This window comes from Enterovirga sp. CN4-39 (assembly GCF_049446235.1).
Taxonomy (GTDB): domain Bacteria; phylum Pseudomonadota; class Alphaproteobacteria; order Rhizobiales; family Beijerinckiaceae; genus Enterovirga.
Genome location: NZ_JBMSEF010000001.1, coordinates 399,305 through 417,937 on the forward strand (window position 1 = coordinate 399,305; position 18,633 = coordinate 417,937).

At 68.2% G+C, this 18,633-nt stretch carries 13 protein-coding genes; 6 read left to right on the plus strand and 7 right to left on the minus strand.

All coding sequences use genetic code 11. The features are described from left to right. Window positions 1-33: 33 nt before the first annotated feature. Window positions 34-957, plus strand: coding sequence for a LysR family transcriptional regulator (locus ACO2SS_RS02050; RefSeq protein WP_423275881.1), 924 nt, complete (start codon window positions 34-36; stop codon window positions 955-957). Window positions 958-981: 24 nt separating this feature from the next. Here ACO2SS_RS02050 and ACO2SS_RS02055 read toward each other — a convergent pair whose 3' ends face one another. From ACO2SS_RS02055 to ACO2SS_RS02065, 3 genes are all read right to left on the minus strand, one after another. Next, on the minus strand, window positions 982-2,073 hold the full coding sequence (locus tag ACO2SS_RS02055) for a TRAP transporter substrate-binding protein (protein ID WP_423275882.1): 1,092 nt from the start codon (window positions 2,071-2,073) through the stop codon (window positions 982-984). Window positions 2,074-2,204: 131 nt separating this feature from the next. Next, the gene (gene mdoH / locus ACO2SS_RS02060; RefSeq protein WP_423275883.1) at window positions 2,205-4,370 is read right to left on the minus strand and encodes a glucans biosynthesis glucosyltransferase MdoH; all 2,166 of its coding nucleotides are present in this window, start codon (window positions 4,368-4,370) and stop codon (window positions 2,205-2,207) included. Continuing rightward, window positions 4,346-5,902 carry a glucan biosynthesis protein gene (locus tag ACO2SS_RS02065; RefSeq protein WP_423275885.1) on the minus strand — a complete coding sequence of 519 codons (1,557 nt, stop codon included), beginning with the start codon at window positions 5,900-5,902 and terminating at the stop codon, window positions 4,346-4,348. Before ACO2SS_RS02065 ends, mdoH begins: the two co-directional genes overlap by 25 nt. Before the next feature lie 135 nt (window positions 5,903-6,037). Between ACO2SS_RS02065 and glmU the strand changes: the two genes are divergently transcribed. The 3 genes from glmU (at window position 6,038) to ACO2SS_RS02080 (ending at window position 9,607) form a co-directional block, all read left to right on the plus strand. After that, on the plus strand, window positions 6,038-7,402 hold the full coding sequence (glmU, locus tag ACO2SS_RS02070) for a bifunctional UDP-N-acetylglucosamine diphosphorylase/glucosamine-1-phosphate N-acetyltransferase GlmU (protein WP_423275886.1): 1,365 nt from the start codon (window positions 6,038-6,040) through the stop codon (window positions 7,400-7,402). 86 nt (window positions 7,403-7,488) lie between these two features. After that, the gene (gene glmS, locus ACO2SS_RS02075; RefSeq protein WP_423275887.1) at window positions 7,489-9,312 is read left to right on the plus strand and encodes a glutamine--fructose-6-phosphate transaminase (isomerizing); all 1,824 of its coding nucleotides are present in this window, start codon (window positions 7,489-7,491) and stop codon (window positions 9,310-9,312) included. A gap of 55 nt (window positions 9,313-9,367) precedes the next feature. Beyond that, complete coding sequence (locus tag ACO2SS_RS02080) at window positions 9,368-9,607, plus strand: hypothetical protein (RefSeq protein ID WP_423275888.1); 240 nt, start codon at window positions 9,368-9,370, stop codon at window positions 9,605-9,607. 32 nt (window positions 9,608-9,639) lie between these two features. Here the strand turns inward: ACO2SS_RS02080 and panB are convergent, their stop codons facing one another. Beyond that, window positions 9,640-10,425: a 3-methyl-2-oxobutanoate hydroxymethyltransferase gene (gene panB, locus ACO2SS_RS02085; protein WP_423275889.1), complete on the minus strand. Its 786-nt coding sequence runs from the start codon at window positions 10,423-10,425 to the stop codon at window positions 9,640-9,642. A 61-nt stretch (window positions 10,426-10,486) separates the two neighbouring features. Further along, on the minus strand, window positions 10,487-12,718 hold the full coding sequence (gene recG / locus ACO2SS_RS02090) for an ATP-dependent DNA helicase RecG (RefSeq protein ID WP_423275890.1): 2,232 nt from the start codon (window positions 12,716-12,718) through the stop codon (window positions 10,487-10,489). Window positions 12,719-12,770: 52 nt separating this feature from the next. Between recG and ACO2SS_RS02095 the strand changes: the two genes are divergently transcribed. Both ACO2SS_RS02095 and mfd read left to right on the plus strand, forming a co-directional pair. Then, window positions 12,771-13,088: a succinate dehydrogenase assembly factor 2 gene (locus tag ACO2SS_RS02095; RefSeq protein WP_423275891.1), complete on the plus strand. Its 318-nt coding sequence runs from the start codon at window positions 12,771-12,773 to the stop codon at window positions 13,086-13,088. Window positions 13,089-13,114: 26 nt separating this feature from the next. Further along, window positions 13,115-16,762 (plus strand): transcription-repair coupling factor, encoded by a 3,648-nt coding sequence (gene mfd, locus ACO2SS_RS02100; RefSeq protein WP_423275892.1) that lies wholly within the window; start codon window positions 13,115-13,117, stop codon window positions 16,760-16,762. 51 nt (window positions 16,763-16,813) lie between these two features. Here mfd and ACO2SS_RS02105 read toward each other — a convergent pair whose 3' ends face one another. Together ACO2SS_RS02105 and ACO2SS_RS02110 are read right to left on the minus strand one after the other, a co-directional pair. Continuing rightward, the gene (locus ACO2SS_RS02105) at window positions 16,814-17,167 is read right to left on the minus strand and encodes a hypothetical protein (protein ID WP_423275893.1); all 354 of its coding nucleotides are present in this window, start codon (window positions 17,165-17,167) and stop codon (window positions 16,814-16,816) included. 68 nt (window positions 17,168-17,235) lie between these two features. Continuing rightward, complete coding sequence (locus tag ACO2SS_RS02110; protein ID WP_423275894.1) at window positions 17,236-18,489, minus strand: AMP-binding protein; 1,254 nt, start codon at window positions 18,487-18,489, stop codon at window positions 17,236-17,238. Window positions 18,490-18,633 lie beyond the last annotated feature (144 nt).

Here is an 18,633-nt window from a genome sequence, read left to right on the forward strand (position 1 = left end):
ATGGATCTGATGCAGACGATAAGGCCGGCTTAGATGTTTGCGCTGCCGGACTTCCCGGCGCTGGAAAGCTTTGCGGATGTGGCCGCGCTGGGCAGCTTCACGGCCGCTGCGGAAAAGCGGGGAGTGTCCCAGCCGGCCATCAGCATGCAGGTGCGGCAGTTGGAGCGGCGCCTGGGCGTCGTTCTTCTCGAGCGGGTCGGACGGCGGGCCCAGCCGACGGCCGCCGGCCGAACCCTGCTGGTCCATGTGGAGCGCCTTCGGACGGACCTGGCGGCGGCCATGGAAGCCCTCGCACCGCACAGGGACGGGCGGACCGGCCGGATCAGGATCGGAACGGGCGCCACAGCCTGCATCTACCTCCTGCCGCCGCTCCTGCGCACGTTGCGACGGCGCATGCCGCTGCTGGAGATCGTCGTCCAGACGGGCAACGCGGCCGAGATGGTTCGCCTCGTTGAGGAGAACGAGATCGATCTCGCGCTCGTGACGCTGCCGGCGCACGGGCGGGCGCTCGACGTCAGGGAGATCCTCACCGACGAACTCGTCGCCGTCTTCGCGAGCGGCGACGCCGTCCCGGAGGAGCCTGTGGAGGCGGCCGAACTCGCGGCCCGGCCACTCGCGCTCTACGCCGACGGGGGCAATACCCGGGGCCACATCGATGCATGGCTCGAAGCCGGCGGGGTCAAGCCGAAGCCGCCCATGCAGTTCGGAAGCGTGGAGGCGATCAAGGAGCTGGTTTCCGCCGGGATCGGCTGCTCCATCCTGCCGGCCATGTCTGTTTCGGGGCGGGGAGCCCGGGCCGACCTGACCGTCCGGTCGCTCGAGCCGCGGCTCTGGCGCTCGCTCGGACTCGTCCTTCGCCGGAACAAGAGACTGGACCGCGGCCTGCGCATGGTCGTGCAGGTGCTGGAAGCACTCGGCACGAAAAAGCCGGCCGGCTCTTGCGAACCGGCCGGCTGATCTCTCCTGTGGCGCTAGGGGAACCTAGCCGCCGCGGGCGCGCGCCCGGATCATGAAGTTGTCGTAGGTGTACTCGGCGACCTGGAACCAGAGGTATTCCTCGCCGCGGAACGCCCGCATGTTCTCCCAGATCTTCTTGAAGTCCGGGTTCTTGGCCATGGTCTCGTCGTACATCTCGTTAGAGGCCTTATAGCAGGCCTCCATGATTTCCTGGCTAAAGGGCCGGAGCTGCGCGCCGGCGCCGACGAGCCGGCGGAGCGCGCCGGGGTTCCTGGCGTCGTACTTCGCCGTCATGTCGATGTTGGCGTAGGCGCAGGCGGCCTCGGCAATGGCCTTGTAGGCCTTCGGCAGCGAGTTCCACTTGTCCTTGTTGAACCAGAAGTGGATCGTGGCGCCGCCTTCCCACCAGCCGGGGTAGTAGTAGAACGGCGCGACCTTGTTGAAGCCGAGCTTCTCGTCGTCATAGGGGCCGACCCACTCGGTCGCGTCGATCGTGCCGCGCTCCAGAGCCGGGTAGATGTCGCCGCCCGGGATCTGCTGCGGGATGACGCCGAGCTTCTGCACGACCTGCCCGGCAATGCCGGCGATGCGCATCTTGAGGCCCTTCAGGTCCTCGACCGTCTTGATCTCCTTGCGGAACCAGCCGCCCATCTGGGTGCCGGTGTTGCCGCCCGGGAGAGCGTAGAGGCCGGACTTGCCGTAGAACTCGTTGGCGAGTTCGTTGCCGCCGTTGTGGTAGAACCACGAGTTCTGCTGGCGGGTGTTTAGGCCGAAGGGCGCCGCGGTCAGGATGCCGTAGGTCGGGTCCTTGCCGACGTAGTAGTAGGACGCCGTGTGCGCCATCTCGACGGTGTTGTTGGAGACGGCGTCGATCGCCTGGGGCGTGCCGACGATCTCGCCCGCCGCGAAGGGCTGGACCTGGAACTTGCCGTCGGTGGCCTCGGACACGTACTTCGCGAAGAGCTCGGCCGCGCCGTAGATCGTGTCGAGCGACTTCGGGAAGCCGGAGGTCAGGCGCCACTTCACCTCGGGCATGGATTGCGCGATGGCCGGTGCTGCGACGCCGCCCACCGCAGCCGTCGCGGCGCCAGCCGCCAGGAATTGCCGTCTCTTCATGTTCACTCCCGTTGGATCTGCGAAGGTTCCCGGCCGGCTCACCGCTCGCGGGATGTCGGCCTGGTCAGGCGAAAGTCATGTTCGTCTTGCGTCCCTCTAGCACGGGAAACACCTGACGAAACAAGGCATTGCTACGATTTTAGTCTCATTGCCAGAGACAGAAGAGCGCGGTCGTTGAGGACCACCATCCGCTCCTTCGGCTTGAGCCAGGCGAGCGCCTCGTCGAGCTTCTCGGCGTCGATGATCTTCGCCTCCGCCATCACGCGGTCGCTCTCGAACTCCCCGCGCTCGCGGTGCGGCCGATGGGGCAGCATCGCCTCGTGCTGCTCGCGGAACGCGCGGTCGCGGTGAAGCACCGCAAGCGCATCCTCGTCGTCGAAGCCGGAGGCGGCGTTTTCGCGTTGCAACTCGTTCGAACGCTCGACGATCGGCGGCACCCGATACTCGTCCGGGGTCTGCAGCAATCCGAGCCGCTTCAACGCCAGGCCCGCCGCGAGGGAGCCCGACAGCCAGGAGAGCGGGATCGCGAGCACGAGGCCCAGGATCGTCGGAGACATCCAGAGGAACAGGGATGTCGCGATGAGGAAGGCCGACAGCCCGGTGAGCACACCGAGAAGCGTGTGCCATCGATGGCGGCGCACGATGTCGCGTAGGGGGATCGAGCCGTCGTCCCGCCGCTGCGGATTCCAGCCGGTATCGCCGCCGATCAGGATCTGGAACACCGAGCCCGACTGGATGAGCATCAGGATCGGCGCGACGAGCGCCGAGAGGATAATCTCGATGAAGGCCGACAGAGTCAGCCGGATCGCACCACCCGAGGCGCGCCGTTTCGCCCCGTCGACCAGCATCAGGATCAGGCCGAGGATTTTGGGCGCCAGCAGCACGGCCATCGTCAGGCCGAACAGCCATAGAGCGCGCTCGGGATCGAAACGTGGCCATGACGGGAACAGGCGGAAGTCGCGGCTGAAATATTCGGGGCGGATATAGGTCGTCTGCAGGACGAGCGCGATACCCACCACCAGTTGCAGCAGCCACAGCGGCGACGCGAGATAGGACATGATGCCGGTCGCGAAATGCTGGCGCGTCGGAAGCCGGAGCCCGCGAGCGCCGATGATGCGCGAGTGTTGCAGATTGCCTTGGCACCAGCGCCGGTCGCGAACCGACAGATCGATGAGAGAGGGCGGGCTCTCCTCGTAGCTACCCTCGAGTTCGGGCAGCATGTAGACGGACCAGCCGCCCCGCCGCATCAGCGCCGCCTCGACGAAGTCGTGGCTCAGGACGTGGCCGCCGAACGGCGGCTTGCCCTTCAGGTCGGGCAGGCCGCAATGCGCCGCAAATGCCCGCGTGCGGATGATCGCGTTGTGCCCCCAGTAATTCCCGTCGCGGCCCGACCAGACCGCGAGCCCCGTGGCGATCACCGGCCCCGCGAGCCGCGCCGCAAATTGCTGCAGGCGGGCAAAGAGCGTGTTGCGGTTCACGATGATCGGCAGCGACTGGATGATGCCGGCCCTCGGGTCCGCCTCCATGGCGGCCGCAAGCCGCACGATGCAATCGCCTGTCATGAGGCTGTCGGCGTCGAGCACGAGCATGTGCTCGTAGGCGCCGCCCCAGCGGGTCACGAAATCCGCGATGTTTCCCGCCTTGCGATGGTGGTTCTTCTCGCGGTGCCGATAATAGAACCGGCTGTCCGGGCCGGCCTTCTCGCGCAGACGTAGAAAGGCGCGCTCCTCCGCGATCCAGGCGTCCGGGTTCGTGGAATCGGACAGGATAAAATAGTCGAACGCCGCGCCGTGGCCCGTCGCCTCGACCGATTCCCGGATGGCCTCCAGGGCCGCGAAGGTCCGGGCAGTCAGCTCGTTGTAGACCGGCATCACGATCGCGGTGCGCGAGGCGAGGCGGGCCACCGTCTTCGGAGGCTGCTTCGCCCAGCCGAAAAGGAGAGCAAAGAAGCCGACGAGCGCGCCCGTGAAGGCGAGCGCGATCCAGGAGAAGTTCAGGACGAAGAGGCCGAGCAGGCCGTACTGCAGAACCGTCGTGCGGCTGACCGACACGACCGCGTACATCTCGTACGCGCCATAGGCCGTGAGCGCCGCCGCACCCCCGAATACGAAGAACCGGGCGAGAAGCGGCGTTGCGGGGCGCGGCCCCTCGAAGCGGTCTTCCTGCGACTTGGACCACTTGCCCAATGCCTGAACCGGCATGTCGAGCCGGTTCTCTGGGGGTGTCGGCGGTTCGGGGCGCGGCAGCACGACCGGCCGCACCGCCTCTGAGGTCAAGGCGTCCAACGATAAAGCCATGTCTCGCTTAGGGGCCGAGTGCCCGCCTCGAGCACCAGCCGCATCTCACACGCGTTTTCCCCGCCCGGGTCAAGGTCGAACGAGACCCGCACCGTACGCCGTTCCGGGTAAGACCAAAATCGGAGGTTCTGGATCGCGCCGCTGGAGGTCGCCACCACCGGCTTGAGGTCGGGTGGTACGGTACTCAGGTTCTCGCCGGTGAATTCGACGAGGAAGCGACGGCGACGGCCACCGGCTCCTCTGCCGGAACGGGTCGACGTGACGGCCGCGAGGGCAGGGCGCTCGGGCGGGGCCCAGCACCAGAACTGCCGGTAGGCAAAGAACACCTCCGAACCCGCCTGCACGGGAGCGCGGGGACGCCAATATGCCAGGATATTGTCGTTCACCTCCGAGTCGGAGGGGATTTCGATCAGCTGCACGGCGCCCTGCGCCCATTCGCCGATCGGCTCGATCCACACGCTCGGGCGACGCTCCGGCTGCTGGGCGTCGTCCTGGAAGAACATGGGGTCGCGCTCGCGCTGGATCAGTCCGAAACCCTTCGGGTTTTCGTCCACGAAGGCGGAGATCTGGAGCATGGTCGGGTTGTTGAGCGGCCGCCACAGCCACTCGCCCTTGCCATTGAGCATCTGAAGCGCAGCGGCGTCGTAGACCGCCGGCCGGAGATCATCGGTCGCCTGACGGACGTTCGGCCCGAACATGAAGGTCGCGGCGAGCCCACCCAGGCCGACATGCTCGAGGTTCACCCGCGGGAACAGGGTCGTCTCGACGTCGACGATGGTCGCCTCGCCGGGCCGGAATGTCATCCGGACGGCGCCGGAGACCGATTCGGAATCGAGCAGCCCATGCACGATGACGGCGTTCGTCCCCGGGTTCGGCCGCTCGAGCCAGAATGCGCGGAAGGCCGGGAATTCCTCGCCCTTGGTTTCCGCTGGCTTCAAGGTCAGGGCCCGGGCGACCGTGCCGAAGAGCTGGCCTCGCGCCAAGGCGCGGAAGAAGGTCGCGCCCTGGACCAAGGCGAATTCGAAGGGCGCGCCGCCGAGGGCTGTCGAGATCAGGCGAAAGCCGGAGAATCCGAGATCCCCGGAATTGGCCGGAACGTTCAGGCCGCCGAAGTCGAAGCGATTACGGTCGAACAGAACGCGTCGAACGAGCCCGTCCTCCACGGTGAAGATCGTCACGGGAGTCGTGAACACGAAGCCACGGGGCAGGGGCTCGGCGACGAAGCCCCTGCCTTCGCCCTCCCAGATCCGAGCCGAAGGCTGGGCCTTGATGTCGATATACTGCTCGTAGTTCAGGTTGCCGAACGGCTCCGGCAGATCGGCCGGCGCTGCCACGAACGGCCGCCGTGCCAGCGCGCGCGCGATGTCCACGACCCCTGCGGGATCGAAGCGCTGGCCCTCGCCGAGGGTCCCCTGGATGATGGCTTGCGGGCTGCCGGCGGCGGGCTGGGCGCCGGCCCTGGTGGCCATAACGAGCGGCGCGGCGCTGATCAGGCCGACCGCTTGGCGCCGCGTTAGCGTGGGCACGCGCATGTCCAGGTGACTCAAACCATCTGTCTCGGGTGAAGGTCGGCGGGGTGCTTCCGCTTCCGCGAGGTTTGCCGAGGTGGCACGCCGTGGGGTAGGTCCGCGCGAAACCGGTCACAGTTCCGCCGAGCCCGATCCGCCATGACAGACGCACCTCACCAGGAACCCGCGAAACGGGATCGATCCTGCTTAGCAATCATCCTGGCGGCTGGCGAGGGCACCAGGATGCGCTCGTCCGTACCGAAGGTGCTGCATCGGATCGCGGGCCGCAGCATGCTTGCGCATGTGCTTCACGCGGTGCGTGCGGCTGGCGCGGACCGGATCGCCGTCGTCGTAGGGCCGAACCGTGACGATGTTGCGGCGGAGGCTCGGGCTGTCGCGCCAGAGGTCGAGGTCTTCGTCCAGTCGGAGCGGCTCGGCACGGCGCACGCCGTCCTCGCCGCCCGGCCGGCGCTGGAGCGCGGGGCGGACGATGTGATGGTTGCGTTCGCGGATACGCCGCTCGTGACCGCCGAGACCTTCTCAGCTCTAAGAGTCCCGCTCGCCGAGGGTGCCGCGCTCGCGGTCCTCGGCTTCGAAGCGCGTACACCCACCGGGTATGGGCGACTCATCCCGGGGGGCGGCAAGCTCGTCGCGATCCGGGAAGAGCGGGACGCTTCCCCTGAAGAGCGGAGCATCACGCTCTGCAATGCCGGTTTGATGGCGATGGCGGGCCGGGACGCCTTGTCGCTTCTGTCGACGATCGGCAACGCCAACGCCAAGGGCGAGTACTACCTCACGGACGCCGTCGCTCTCGCGGCGGAGAAGGGTCTCGTCGTTGACGTCGTGCTCGCTCCCGAGGCCGAGGTGCAGGGCGTCAACGACCGTGTGCAACTCGCGGCGGCGGAGGCCGACATGCAGAACAGGCTGCGGCGCGAGGTGATGGCTGCGGGTGCGACGCTGGTCGCGCCGGAGACGGTGTTCCTCCAGTCCGATACGAAGATCGGCCGGGATGTGATCATCGAGCCCAACGTCTGGTTCGGGCCCGGCGTGACCGTGGAGGACGACGTCCAGATCCGCTCCTTCTGCCACATCGAGGGCGCCGGCGTCGGCAAGAACGCGATCATCGGTCCCTTCGCGCGCCTGCGCCCGGGCGCGAAGCTCGGCGAGGACGTGCATATCGGCAACTTCGTCGAGGTGAAGAACGCGGAACTCGCGGCGGGCGTGAAGGCCAATCACCTCGCCTATCTGGGCGACGCGACGGTGGGCGCCGGGACCAATGTCGGGGCGGGCACCATCACGTGCAATTATGATGGCGCGTTCAAACATCGCACCGAGATCGGCGCGAACGCCTTTATCGGGACGAACACGTCGCTCGTCGCCCCTGTCACGGTCGGCGATGGCGCCTATATTGGGTCAGGCTCCGTCATTACGGAGAATGTGCCTGCCGATGCGCTGGCTCTCGGGAGAGGCAGACAGGTGGTCAAGGAGAATTGGGCAAAGACCCGGCGGCCGACCAAGGCCTGAACCGCGGCAGCGCGATTGGCATTCGTTCAACCCTATCAGCTATGTAACTCTCGCCCGCGACGGATGCGGGCGGACGGGATCCCTTCATGTGCGGCATTGTTGGCATCCTCGGACGGAGCGCTGTTGCTCCCCTCTTGGTCGATGCGCTGAAGCGCCTCGAATATCGCGGCTATGATTCCGCCGGCGTCGCGACGCTGGAACACGGACACATCGAGCGGAGGCGCGCGGAGGGAAAGCTCCGCAATCTGGAGCTGAAGCTCTCGGACGCGCCCCTCATGGGCGCCATCGGCATCGGCCACACCCGTTGGGCGACGCATGGGCGTCCGAACGAGACCAACGCCCATCCGCATGCGACCGACAAGCTGGCTGTCGTCCACAACGGCATCATCGAGAACTTCCGCCCACTGCGGGAGGAGCTCCAGGCGAAGGGCGTCGTCTTCGAAACGGAAACCGACACCGAGGTTGTCGCCCAACTCGTGACGGAAGAGATCGTCCAGGGGCGCAGCCCCGTCGATGCACTCGCCGCGACGCTGCCGCGGCTTCGCGGCGCCTTCGCCCTCGTCTTCCTGTTCGATGGTGAGGAGAACCTGCTGATCGGGGCCCGGCACGGGGCACCGCTCGCGATCGGCTACGGCGACGGCGAGATGTATTTCGGCTCGGACGCGCTCGCGCTCGCGCCCTTCACGGACGAGATCTCCTATCTCGAGGACGGGGACTGGGCGGTGCTGTCGCGCTCCGGCGCGACCATTCGGGATGCACAGGGAGGCCTCGCCGAGCGGCCCCGGCAGACGGTGCCGGTCGGCTCCGTGATCGCCAGCAAGGGCAACTACCGCCACTTCATGGCGAAGGAGATCTACGAGCAGCCGGAAGTCGTCGGCCGCACCTTGGCGCACTACGTCGATTTCGGCCGGTGCGCAGTGCGCCTGCCGGAGCTGCCCTTCTCCTTTGCGGATGTTTCCCGTCTGTCCATCTCGGCCTGCGGCACCGCCTATTATGCGGGGCTCGTCGCCAAGTACTGGTTCGAGCGGCTGGCGCGGCTGCCAGTCGAGATCGACGTCGCGTCCGAGTTCCGCTACCGCGAGGCGCCTCTCGAGCCGGGGCAGGCGGCGCTCTTCGTCTCCCAGTCCGGCGAGACGGCGGACACCCTGGCGTCGCTGCGTTATGCCAAGGCCCACGGCCAGCACACGCTTTCGATCCTGAACGTCCCGACCTCCACGATGGGCCGCGAGAGCGCCGTCGTGGCGCCGACGCTCGCCGGCCCGGAGATCGGCGTCGCCTCGACCAAGGCTTTCACCTGCCAGCTCTCCGTGCTCCTGGCGCTCGCGATCGGCGCGGCCCGCCAGCGCGAAACCCTTTCGCAGGCCGAAGAGCAGCGGCTCGTGGAGGCGCTCGTTGCCGTCCCGAGCCTGATGACGGAAGCCTTCCGCACGGAAGCGGAGATCGAGACGATCTCGCGCGAGCTCTCTAAGGCCAAGGACGTGCTCTATCTCGGCCGCGGGACCTCGTTCCCGCTGGCGCTCGAAGGCGCGCTGAAGCTGAAGGAGATCTCCTACATCCACGCCGAGGGCTATGCCGCCGGCGAGCTGAAGCACGGGCCGATCGCGCTGATCGACGAAACTATGCCGGTGATCGTGATCGCGCCCCACGACGCCGTCTTCGAGAAGACGGTGTCCAACATGCAGGAGGTGGCGGCCCGCGGCGGCCGCATCCTGCTGATCACGGACGAGCGCGGCGCCGCGGAGGCCGCCATGGACACGATGGCGACGGTGATCATGCCGGATTGCGATCCGGTAGTGGCGCCGCTCATCTTCGCCGTGCCGGCGCAGCTTCTCGCCTACCACACGGCCGTGTTCATGGGGAAAGACGTCGACCAGCCGCGCAATCTCGCGAAGTCCGTCACCGTCGAGTAGCCAACCGAACCGCTTCCGCACTCGGGCGTTCAAGGCTCGGGCGAGGAAGCCGTTCATGAACAAGGGCTTTGGGGTCACGGTCACCCGGCCCCGCAACGGCGGCGGGCAGGACAGGTCGGCGCTCGTAGTCGTGGCGACGGACGAGCTCGACGCCGAGCTCATCGCAACCCGCCTCACCGGGGCGTCCGGCGAGACCGAGATCTTCCGCGAACTGACCGCCGACGAGGTCAAGGAATACGGGCTGGACCTTTCCGCCCACGGAAGCGCCAAGGCGCTGTCCGTGCCGGATCTCTGAAGCTCGGCTCCTCACGCCGGCCCGGCCGCCTCTCAGTAGCAGTGGTCGGCCGAAGGGAAGGTCCCGGCCCTGATCTCGTCGGCATAAGCCTGCACGGCTTCCCGGGTGATCGACCGTAGGTCGGCGTAGCACTTCACGAATTTGGCCGGCCGCTCTGCCATTCCGAGCAGGTCCGAAAGCACCAGCACCTGCCCGTCGCAGGCGGGCGAGGCGCCGATCCCGATCACCGGGATGGAGACCTCCGCCGTGACGCGGTCCGCAAGGGCGCGCGTCACGCCCTCGACCACGATCGAGAAGCAGCCCGCGGCCTCCATGGCGCGTGCGTCCGCCAGCACCTGCTCCGCCGCCTCGGCAGTCCGCCCCTGGACCCGGAACCCGCCATAGGCATTCACCGATTGGGGCCGGAGCCCGACATGACCCATGACGGGGATGCTGCGTGCGACCAGGAAGGCGACCGTCTCCGCCATCTCGGTGCCGCCCTCGAGCTTCACGGCCTTGGCGCCCGTTTCGATCATGACCCGGGCGGAGTTGGCGAAGGCCTGGGCCGGGGATTCCTGGTAGCTGCCGAAGGGCAGGTCGACGACGACGAAGCTTTCGGATGCGCCACGCGCGACCGCACGCCCATGCGCAATCATCATGTCCAGGGTCACGGGCAGCGTCGAATCGAGACCGTAGACGACCATCCCCAGCGAGTCGCCGACAAGGAACATGTCCACCGCGCCGTCGAGCAGCTTCGCGCTCGTGTAATCGTAGAGGCTCAGGACGGTGATCTTTTCCTTGCCCTTGCGGGCCTTCAGACTGGGTAGGTTGGGCATCATTCCTCCGGGGATTCGAAGCGCAGCCATAGCGATCCGGATGGGTCGGGTGAACCCGCCCGGGTCAGCCGGCTCGAAGCAGCCGAACGCCTGCGTCGCGATCGAACAGATAAAGAAGGAGGCGCAGCGCCTTCCCGCGATCGCTGGTGAGGTCCCGGTCGCGCTCGACGACCAGCCGCGCGTCGTCGCGAGCCGCCGCCAGCAGGTCCGCGTCGGTATCGAGCCGGGCGATCCTGAACGCCGCCATGCCGGATTGCCGCGCGCCGAGGAGTTCGCCTTCTCCACGAAGCCGCAGGTCCTCTTCCGCGATCTCGAACCCGTTCTCGGTCCGGCGCATGGCCTCGAGCCGCGCCTTCGCGGTCTCGCCGAGCGGTCCCTTGTAGAGGAGGAGGCAGGTCGAAGCCTTGTCGCCGCGCCCGATCCGGCCGCGCAGCTGGTGGAGCTGGGCGAGGCCGAAGCGCTCGGCGTGCTCGATCACCATCACGGTCGCAGCGGCCACGTCGACGCCGACCTCGATGACCGTGGTCGAGACGAGCACCTGGACTTCCCCGCGCTGGAATCGCTCCATCACGGCGTCCTTCTCCGGCCCCTTCATGCGGCCGTGGACGAGCCCGACGCGATCCTCGCCGAGCACTGCCGCAAGCTCGACATGGCGATCCTCGGCCGCCGCGAGATCGACCGCCTCCGATTCCGCCACGAGCGGGCATACCCAGTAGACGCGATCGCCGGACGCGATCGCGCGCGCTATCGCGTCCGTCACTTGGTCCAGCCTCTCGATCGAGACGAGCCGCGTAGCGATGGGCTTCCGCCCCGGCGGCTTCTCGTCGAGCACGGAAATGTCCATGTCGCCGAAGGAAGCGAGGGCGAGCGTCCGCGGGATCGGGGTGGCGGTCATCACGAGCATGTCGACCGCCTCGCCCTTGCGGCCGAGCGCCAGGCGCTGATGCACGCCGAAACGGTGCTGCTCGTCGATCACCGCAAGGCCGAGATCGCGGAACACGACTTCATCCTGCATCAGCGCATGCGTGCCGATTACGATATCGACCTCGCCGGCCTCCATCGCGGCGACCGTCGCCCGCCGCTCCGACGGGCGGTCGCGGCCGGTGAGCACGGCCAGACGCAAGCCGGCCGGCTCGGCCAACGTGGCGATGCGCTCGGCATGCTGGCGAGCCAGGATTTCGGTCGGGGCGACCAGCGCCGCCTGTCTACCGGCCTCGACGGCGCTCGCCATCGCGAGCAGGGCGACGAGGGTCTTGCCGGCCCCGACATCGCCCTGGAGCAGGCGGAGCATGCGATGGGCCGAGACGAGGTCTTCCCGGATCTCCTTCACCGCCCGCTCCTGCGCGCCAGTCAGCCCGAAGGGAAGGCTCTCGACGATGCGCCGCACGAGCGAGCCATCGCCCGCATTCACCCGGCCGGCCTTGCGGCGATTGCTTGCCCGGACGAGGGCGAGCGCGAGCTGGGAGGCAAGCAACTCGTCATAGGCGAGGCGGCGCCGAGAGGGACTCTGCACCCCGCTCGATGCCTCCCCTGAGGGGGAGGGCGAGTCGCCGAAAACAACCGAGGTGGGGTCGCCTTGGCCGGGCGCTCCACCTCCGTCAGACCCTGCGGGCCTGCCATCTCCCGCTGGAGCTTGAGGATCGGCGGCGAGCTTCGGATCGTGTGCGTCGCGCAGCGCCTCGATGAAGCCCGGATATCCGTTTCGTTGCAGCCAGGCGGGGTCCTGCCATTCGGGCAGGGCAGGGACCTTCTTCAGAGCCGCCCCGACATAGCGGGCGATCAGGCGCGACGAGACGCCCTCCGTCAGCCCGTAGACGAGCTCGGATGCCGGCATCTCGGCCGCCTGCCGCTCGTCCAGGATCCGGCTCGGGTGGACCATCTGCCGGTGCCCGTCCCACAACTCGATGGTCCCGGACACGAGCCGTCGCGCGCCCATCGGCAGCATCTGCTCGATCCGCTGGCGGGGGAGATTGAAGAAGACGAGCGTGACGTCCCCGGTCTCGTCTTCCACCAGGACGCGATAGGGCGCCCTGGCGCGGGCATAGGGCGAGGGTCGGTGGGCCGTCACCTTGACGGCGAGCGTCACCGGCTGGCCGATCGGTGCGTCCTTCACGGCACCAAGGGCGCCGCGGGAGACAGAGCCGGTCGGCAGGTGGAATAGGAGGTCGAGCACCCGCGCGGGCTGGCCGGGCTCGCCGATGAGCCTGTCCAGGGCGGGCGCGATCTTCGGCCCGACCCCGGGAAGCGTCGAGGCGGAGGCGAAGAGAGGATCGAGAAGCGACGGTCTGAGCGACATCGTGAGCTGACGGCCCTGGCACGGCCGGGCTCACCCGCTATATAGCCTCCTGATGTCCCAATCACACGCAGGAACGGACGTCGCGGGCTCAGGTGCCGGCGAGGCCGGAGAACTCGATCCGCGGCGCAAGCGCGCGCTGTTCCGCGCCTGGCATCGCGGCACGCGCGAGATGGACCTCGTCATGGGCCGCTTCGCCGATCGCGAGATCAGGACGATGTCCGACGAGGACCTCGCCGAGTTCGAGCGACTGCTGGACCTGCCCGAGCCCGACGTATTCGGCTGGATCACTGGCCAGCTTCCGCCGCCGGCCGGCATCGATGCCGGCCTCCTTGATCGCCTCGGCCAGTTCCGAGGCTTCGACCAGCACTGAAGGCGCGCTCCGGCGCCCACCGACCGATGGCCAAGACGAAAGCCTTCCTCACGGGCCCGCTCGCGCGCGCCCTGGATCTCCTCAAGAGCGGGGACAGCCTGACGCTCGCGAGCGTGCCGGACGGGTTCGACGCGCTCGTGATTGCGGACCTCGCGCGCGGATTGTCGCGCGATGCGGAGGGTCCTGCCGTCCTGGTCCATGTCGCCCGGGACGGGCAGCGGCGGCAGAATCTCGAGAACGCGCTGCGGTTCATCGCGCCGGAGATCGAGGTGCTCGCCTTCCCGGCCTGGGATTGCCAGCCCTATGACCGCGTCTCGCCGACCTCGGGGATCACCGCCCAGCGCATGATTGCGCTCGCCCGTCTCGCCCGCTCGAGCACCTCGGAGGAGCGGCCCCGCATCCTCTCCACGACCGTCAACGCACTCGTCCAGCGCGTGCCGCCCCGTTCCCGCATCGGCGCGGAGACGTTTTCGGCGGCGCCCGGCAACGTCGTGAAGACGGACACCCTGGTCGCCTGGCTGGAGACGAACGGCTTCACCCGGACGGGCACGGTGCGTGAGGCGGGCGAGTATGCGGTTCGCGGCGGCATCGTGGACCTCTACGCCCCCGGGCTGCCGGCTCCCGTCCGCCTCGACTTCTTCGGCGACACGCTCGAATCGATCCGGTCCTTCGATCCCGAGACGCAGCGCTCCGTCGGTCAGCTGCGCTCGCTCGACCTCGTGCCGATGAGCGAGATCCAGCTCACGACCGATTCGATCCGCCGTTTCCGCCAGGCCTACGTCGCTCAGTTCGGGGCGCCGCGCCGCGATGATCGACTCTACGAGGCGGTGAGCGAGGGGCGCCGCTATCCCGGCATGGAGCATTGGCTGCCGCTCTTCCACGAGCGGATGGACACGCTCCTCGACTACGTGCCCGATGTGCCGGTGATCTTCGACGCGCTCGTCGAGGATGCGGCCGGCGAGCGGCTCGCGCAGGTGAAGGACTATTTCGACGCCCGCGCCTCCTCGGTCGCGAGCGCCGACGCCTCGTCCACCCCCTACCGGCCCCTGAAGCCCGAAGCGCTGTACTTCGGGCCGGAGGAATGGGCGAAGAAGGTCGGCGATCTGCCCCTGGCGCGCCTGACGCCCTTCGCCCAGCCCTCGGCCGACGGCCGGCCGGTCGTGGATGCCGGGGCGCGCCGCGGGCGGGACTTCATCGCCGAGCGCGCCGACCCCAACGCCAACGTGTTCCAGGCCGCTGTCGATCATATCCGGGCGCTGAAAGGGCAGGGGAAGCGGGTCCTCGTCGGGGCATGGTCGGAAGGCTCGCGCGAGCGCCTCTGCCACGTGCTCGAGGACCACGGCCTCGCGGAGACCAAGCCCGCCGGCCGCTTCGCGGATGCGGTGGCGATGCCGAAGGGCGATGTCGGCGTCGTCGTCTGGGGCTTCGAGGCCGGGTTCGAGACGCCCGACCTTGCCGTCATCGGCGAGCAGGACATCCTGGGCGACCGCCTGGTCCGGCCGAAGCGCGCCTCCAAGCGCCCGCAGGACTTCCTTGCCGAGGTCACCGCCCTCACGCCGGGCGACCTCGTCGTCCATGTCGACCACGGCATCGGGCGCTTCGAGGGCCTGAAGACGATCACGGCCGCCGGCGCGCCGCATGATTGCCTCGACCTCGAATATGCGGGGGATGCCCGGCTCTACCTACCGGTGGAGAATATCGAACTCCTGAGCCGCTACGGCTCGGAGGAGACCGAGGTCCAGCTCGACAGGCTGGGCGGCGGCGCCTGGCAGGCCCGCAAGGCCAAGATGAAGAGCCGCATCCGCGAAATGGCGGGTGCGCTCATGAAGATCGCGGCGGCGCGCTTCCTCAAGGAGGCGCCGAAGGTCTCTCCACCCGAGGGGCTCTACGACGAATTCGCAGCCCGCTTCCCCTACGAGGAAACCGAGGACCAGCTGAACGCCATCGAGGCGGTGCTGGGCGACCTCTCGTCCGGCCGCCCGATGGACCGGCTCGTCTGCGGCGATGTCGGCTTCGGGAAGACCGAGGTCGCGCTCCGGGCGGCCTTCGCGGTTGCGATGTCGGGCAGGCAGGTTGCGGTCGTGGTGCCGACGACGCTCCTGGCGCGGCAGCACTACAAGACCTTTGCCGAGCGCTTCCGCGGGCTGCCCCTGAACATCGCCCAGCTGTCGCGATTCGTCCCGGCGGCTGAGCTCAAGGCCACCAAGGCCGGGCTGCTGGAGGGTGGCGTCGACATCGTCGTCGGCACCCACGCGCTGCTCGGAAAGGCCATGAAGTTCAAGGATCTCGGCCTCATCATCGTCGACGAGGAGCAGCATTTCGGCGTCGGCCACAAGGAGCGCCTGAAGGAGCTCCGCGCCGAGGTCCACGTCCTCACCCTGTCGGCAACCCCGATCCCACGCACCTTGCAGCTCGCGCTCACGGGCGTGCGCGAGCTGTCGATCATCGCGACCCCGCCGGTCGACCGCCTCGCGGTCCGTACTTTCGTCATGCCCTTCGATCCGCTCGCGATCCGGGAGGCGCTGCTGCGCGAGCGCTATCGCGGCGGGCAGGCCTTCTACGTCGTGCCCCGCATCCAGGACCTGGACGAGGTGCGCGAGTTCCTGGCCCGCGAGGTGCCGGAGGCGAAGGTCGCGGTCGCGCACGGCCAGATGGCAGCCGGCCAGCTCGAGGACGTCATGACGGCCTTCTATGACGGCCAGTACGACGTGCTCCTGTCGACCACGATCGTGGAATCGGGGCTCGACATCCCGAGCGCGAACACGCTGATCGTGCACCGGGCCGACATGTTCGGCCTCGCCCAGCTCTATCAGCTGCGGGGCCGGGTCGGGCGGTCGAAGACCCGCGCCTACGCGCTCTTCACCACCCCCGCGAACCGAACCCTTACCGTCCAGGCCGAGCGGCGCCTCAAGGTGCTGCAATCGCTCGACACCCTCGGGGCCGGCTTCCAGCTCGCATCGCACGACCTCGACATCCGCGGCGCCGGCAACCTGCTCGGCGAGGAGCAGTCCGGCCACATCAAGGAGGTCGGCTACGAGCTCTACCAGCAGATGTTGGAGGATGCGGTCGCCGCCCTGAAGGCGGGCGTCGAGGACGAGGAGGAGACTGACGAGCAATGGTCGCCGACGATCGCGATCGGCGCGCCCGTCATGATCCCCGAGACCTATGTCTCCGACCTGCAGCTTCGGCTCGCGCTCTACCGCCGACTCGCGACCTTCGAGACGGAAGAGGAGCTCGTGACCTTCCGGGCCGAGCTCGTCGACCGTTTCGGTCCGATTCCGCCCGAGATCGATCAGCTCCTGGCCGTGATGGCCATCAAGGTGCTCTGCCGGCGGGCGAATATCGAGAAGGTGGAGGCCGGGCCGAAGGGCATCATCGTGTCCTTCCGCGACAACTCCTTCGCCAACCCGGCGGGCCTCGTGAAGTATGTCGGCGAGCAGGGCTCCTTCGCGAAGGTGCGGCCCGACATGAAGGTCGTGTTTCTGCGCGAGACGGACGACATCGGTCGGCGGCTGAAGACGACGAACCGGATCGTGAAGGAGCTGCTGGCCGTGTCCGAGGGGAAGTCGGTTTCGGCTCTGGTGCCGCCGGCACCGCCGCCTCCGGCTCAACCGGCGCGGCCTGTTCCGGCCAGGTCCCGGCTGCAGTCATTTCCGCCGCGCGGACGCCGGTGATCGGCCTGTCCTGCTAAAGGGTCCCGAGGGCTCCGGCCCGCGGGTGGTCGTTCAGGCCCGGGCGAGGGGGCGGGCGTTGAGATGGCCGTTGAGGAGGGCGGACACGCCGCCGTTCTCGAGCATGCGGGCGCGGTCCCATACGAAAACCGGCGCGCCGGCCGAGCCCTGGGTCAGGCGCAGCCGGGCCGCGAGGGCGAGGATTTCGTCCGAGCTCTTGTCGCCCGGCTTCTGCGGCACCTTCAGGAAGATGGCCGACGGCTGCGGGATCACTTCGAGCACGTCGTCAGCGGCTTCGAAGGAAGTCGTGACGCTCGAGAACCCGAGTTCAGCGAGTTCGGCGGCGAGCGGATCGACGCCGTCGCGCTCCCCGTTGTCGACCACCAGCACCTTCTGAAGATCGTTCATGCCCGCCTGCATCGATTTTACGCCGCAGCGCAACAACTCTGGAGCATGAAGAAGGTTTCACCCTCCAGTCAAGCTATCCCGACGGGCCTGCCGCCGATCCGTTCGATATGCAACCCAGCCGGCTGCCACTCGAACTCCCCTGGCTTGACGCGGTCCGGCCAGGCGAGAGCGGGCCCCCGCAGCAGGATTTGGTCGTCGGGATCGACGCGGAGCTGAAGGAGAGCTGCGTCCGGCGCGTCCGGTCCCGCGCTGCACAATTCCGGCAACGAAATCTGGGTGCGGTCAAGCCGCGCCGATGGGATGAGCGCCAGTTCGGCGCAGCAGACGACATCGACGATGCTGCACGTTGGCGCTTGTCGTCCGTCGAGGGCCAGCGGCGCCTCGTGGACGAGGATGATGGTTCGGAGCGTGGGAGGAAGGTCCATCCTGGCGAGCGCCGGCTCCATCCAGCCTGGCGCGACCAGATGGGTCGGCTCGGGCCGCAGGAGCGCCGCGCCGAAGGCCGCGGCGTCGAAGACGGCCAGAAACTCGACGGTCGCGCCCGCGACCAAGCCTGCCGCGAGACCCGTCGCGATCCCCTTTAGGTCGTCCGGAGCGAGCAGGGTCAGCAGGCGCTCTCCGGGCCGCAGCCGCGCCGCGCGAACGATGGGCGCAGCGGCCGCGATAAGAGACCGATAGCTGCGAAAGTAGGCCAGCTTGCCGGACGAGCCGCGCGAGAAACTGACGAGACCAGGCTCCTGCGCAGCACTCCTGACGGGCTGCCTCTCCCGGCGTGGCTCCAGGAGGATCGGGTCGAGGTCGACGACGCCGTCGGGCACGTCAGGCCCGAAGGCTAGCAGGAACCGAAGCCGGAAAAACCCTGCCGCGACGAAGCAGAGCTTCTCGGCGAGCCGCTCGGGGCCGAACCTCGTCTGCGTGATGATGGCGCGGATATCGGCCGCTTCGATCGCGTTCGACAGCTCGCCCGCGTCGGCGGTCACGTCGAGGAGGCAGGGCGTCAGCCCCGCATCCCCTGCGGCGAGGATCGACATCGCCGCCTCCGAGCCATTGGCAAGGCAGATGCCGAGCCTGGCGCCGGGTTCCAGACCGAGACCCGCCAGATAGGCCGAGAGACGCGCGACGGCCTCGGTGCCGACCTCCGCGGTGAGCTCGAAGCTCGGCCGGCCGCCCCACTGCTCCCGCCCGGCCGAGTCGCGAAAGGCGGGTCTATCCGGCGTGATCTGCGCGGCGTCGCCGAGCAGGCGACCAAGAGCCGAGCTCGGACCACTCTCTCCCAAGCCGGAATATTCGGCGTGCGGCCGCCCTGGCGCGACGATGGCCATGCCGCTTCGATCAGCCCCGATACATTCGAATCACCGGGCTACACCTTGGCCGATCGCCTGCCCGGCCGCCATTGCGCGCGAACGGAATCACCAGGATTCTCATGACCTTCGAGCAAGAAGGCGAGATTCCAGAGACGGGCGGCG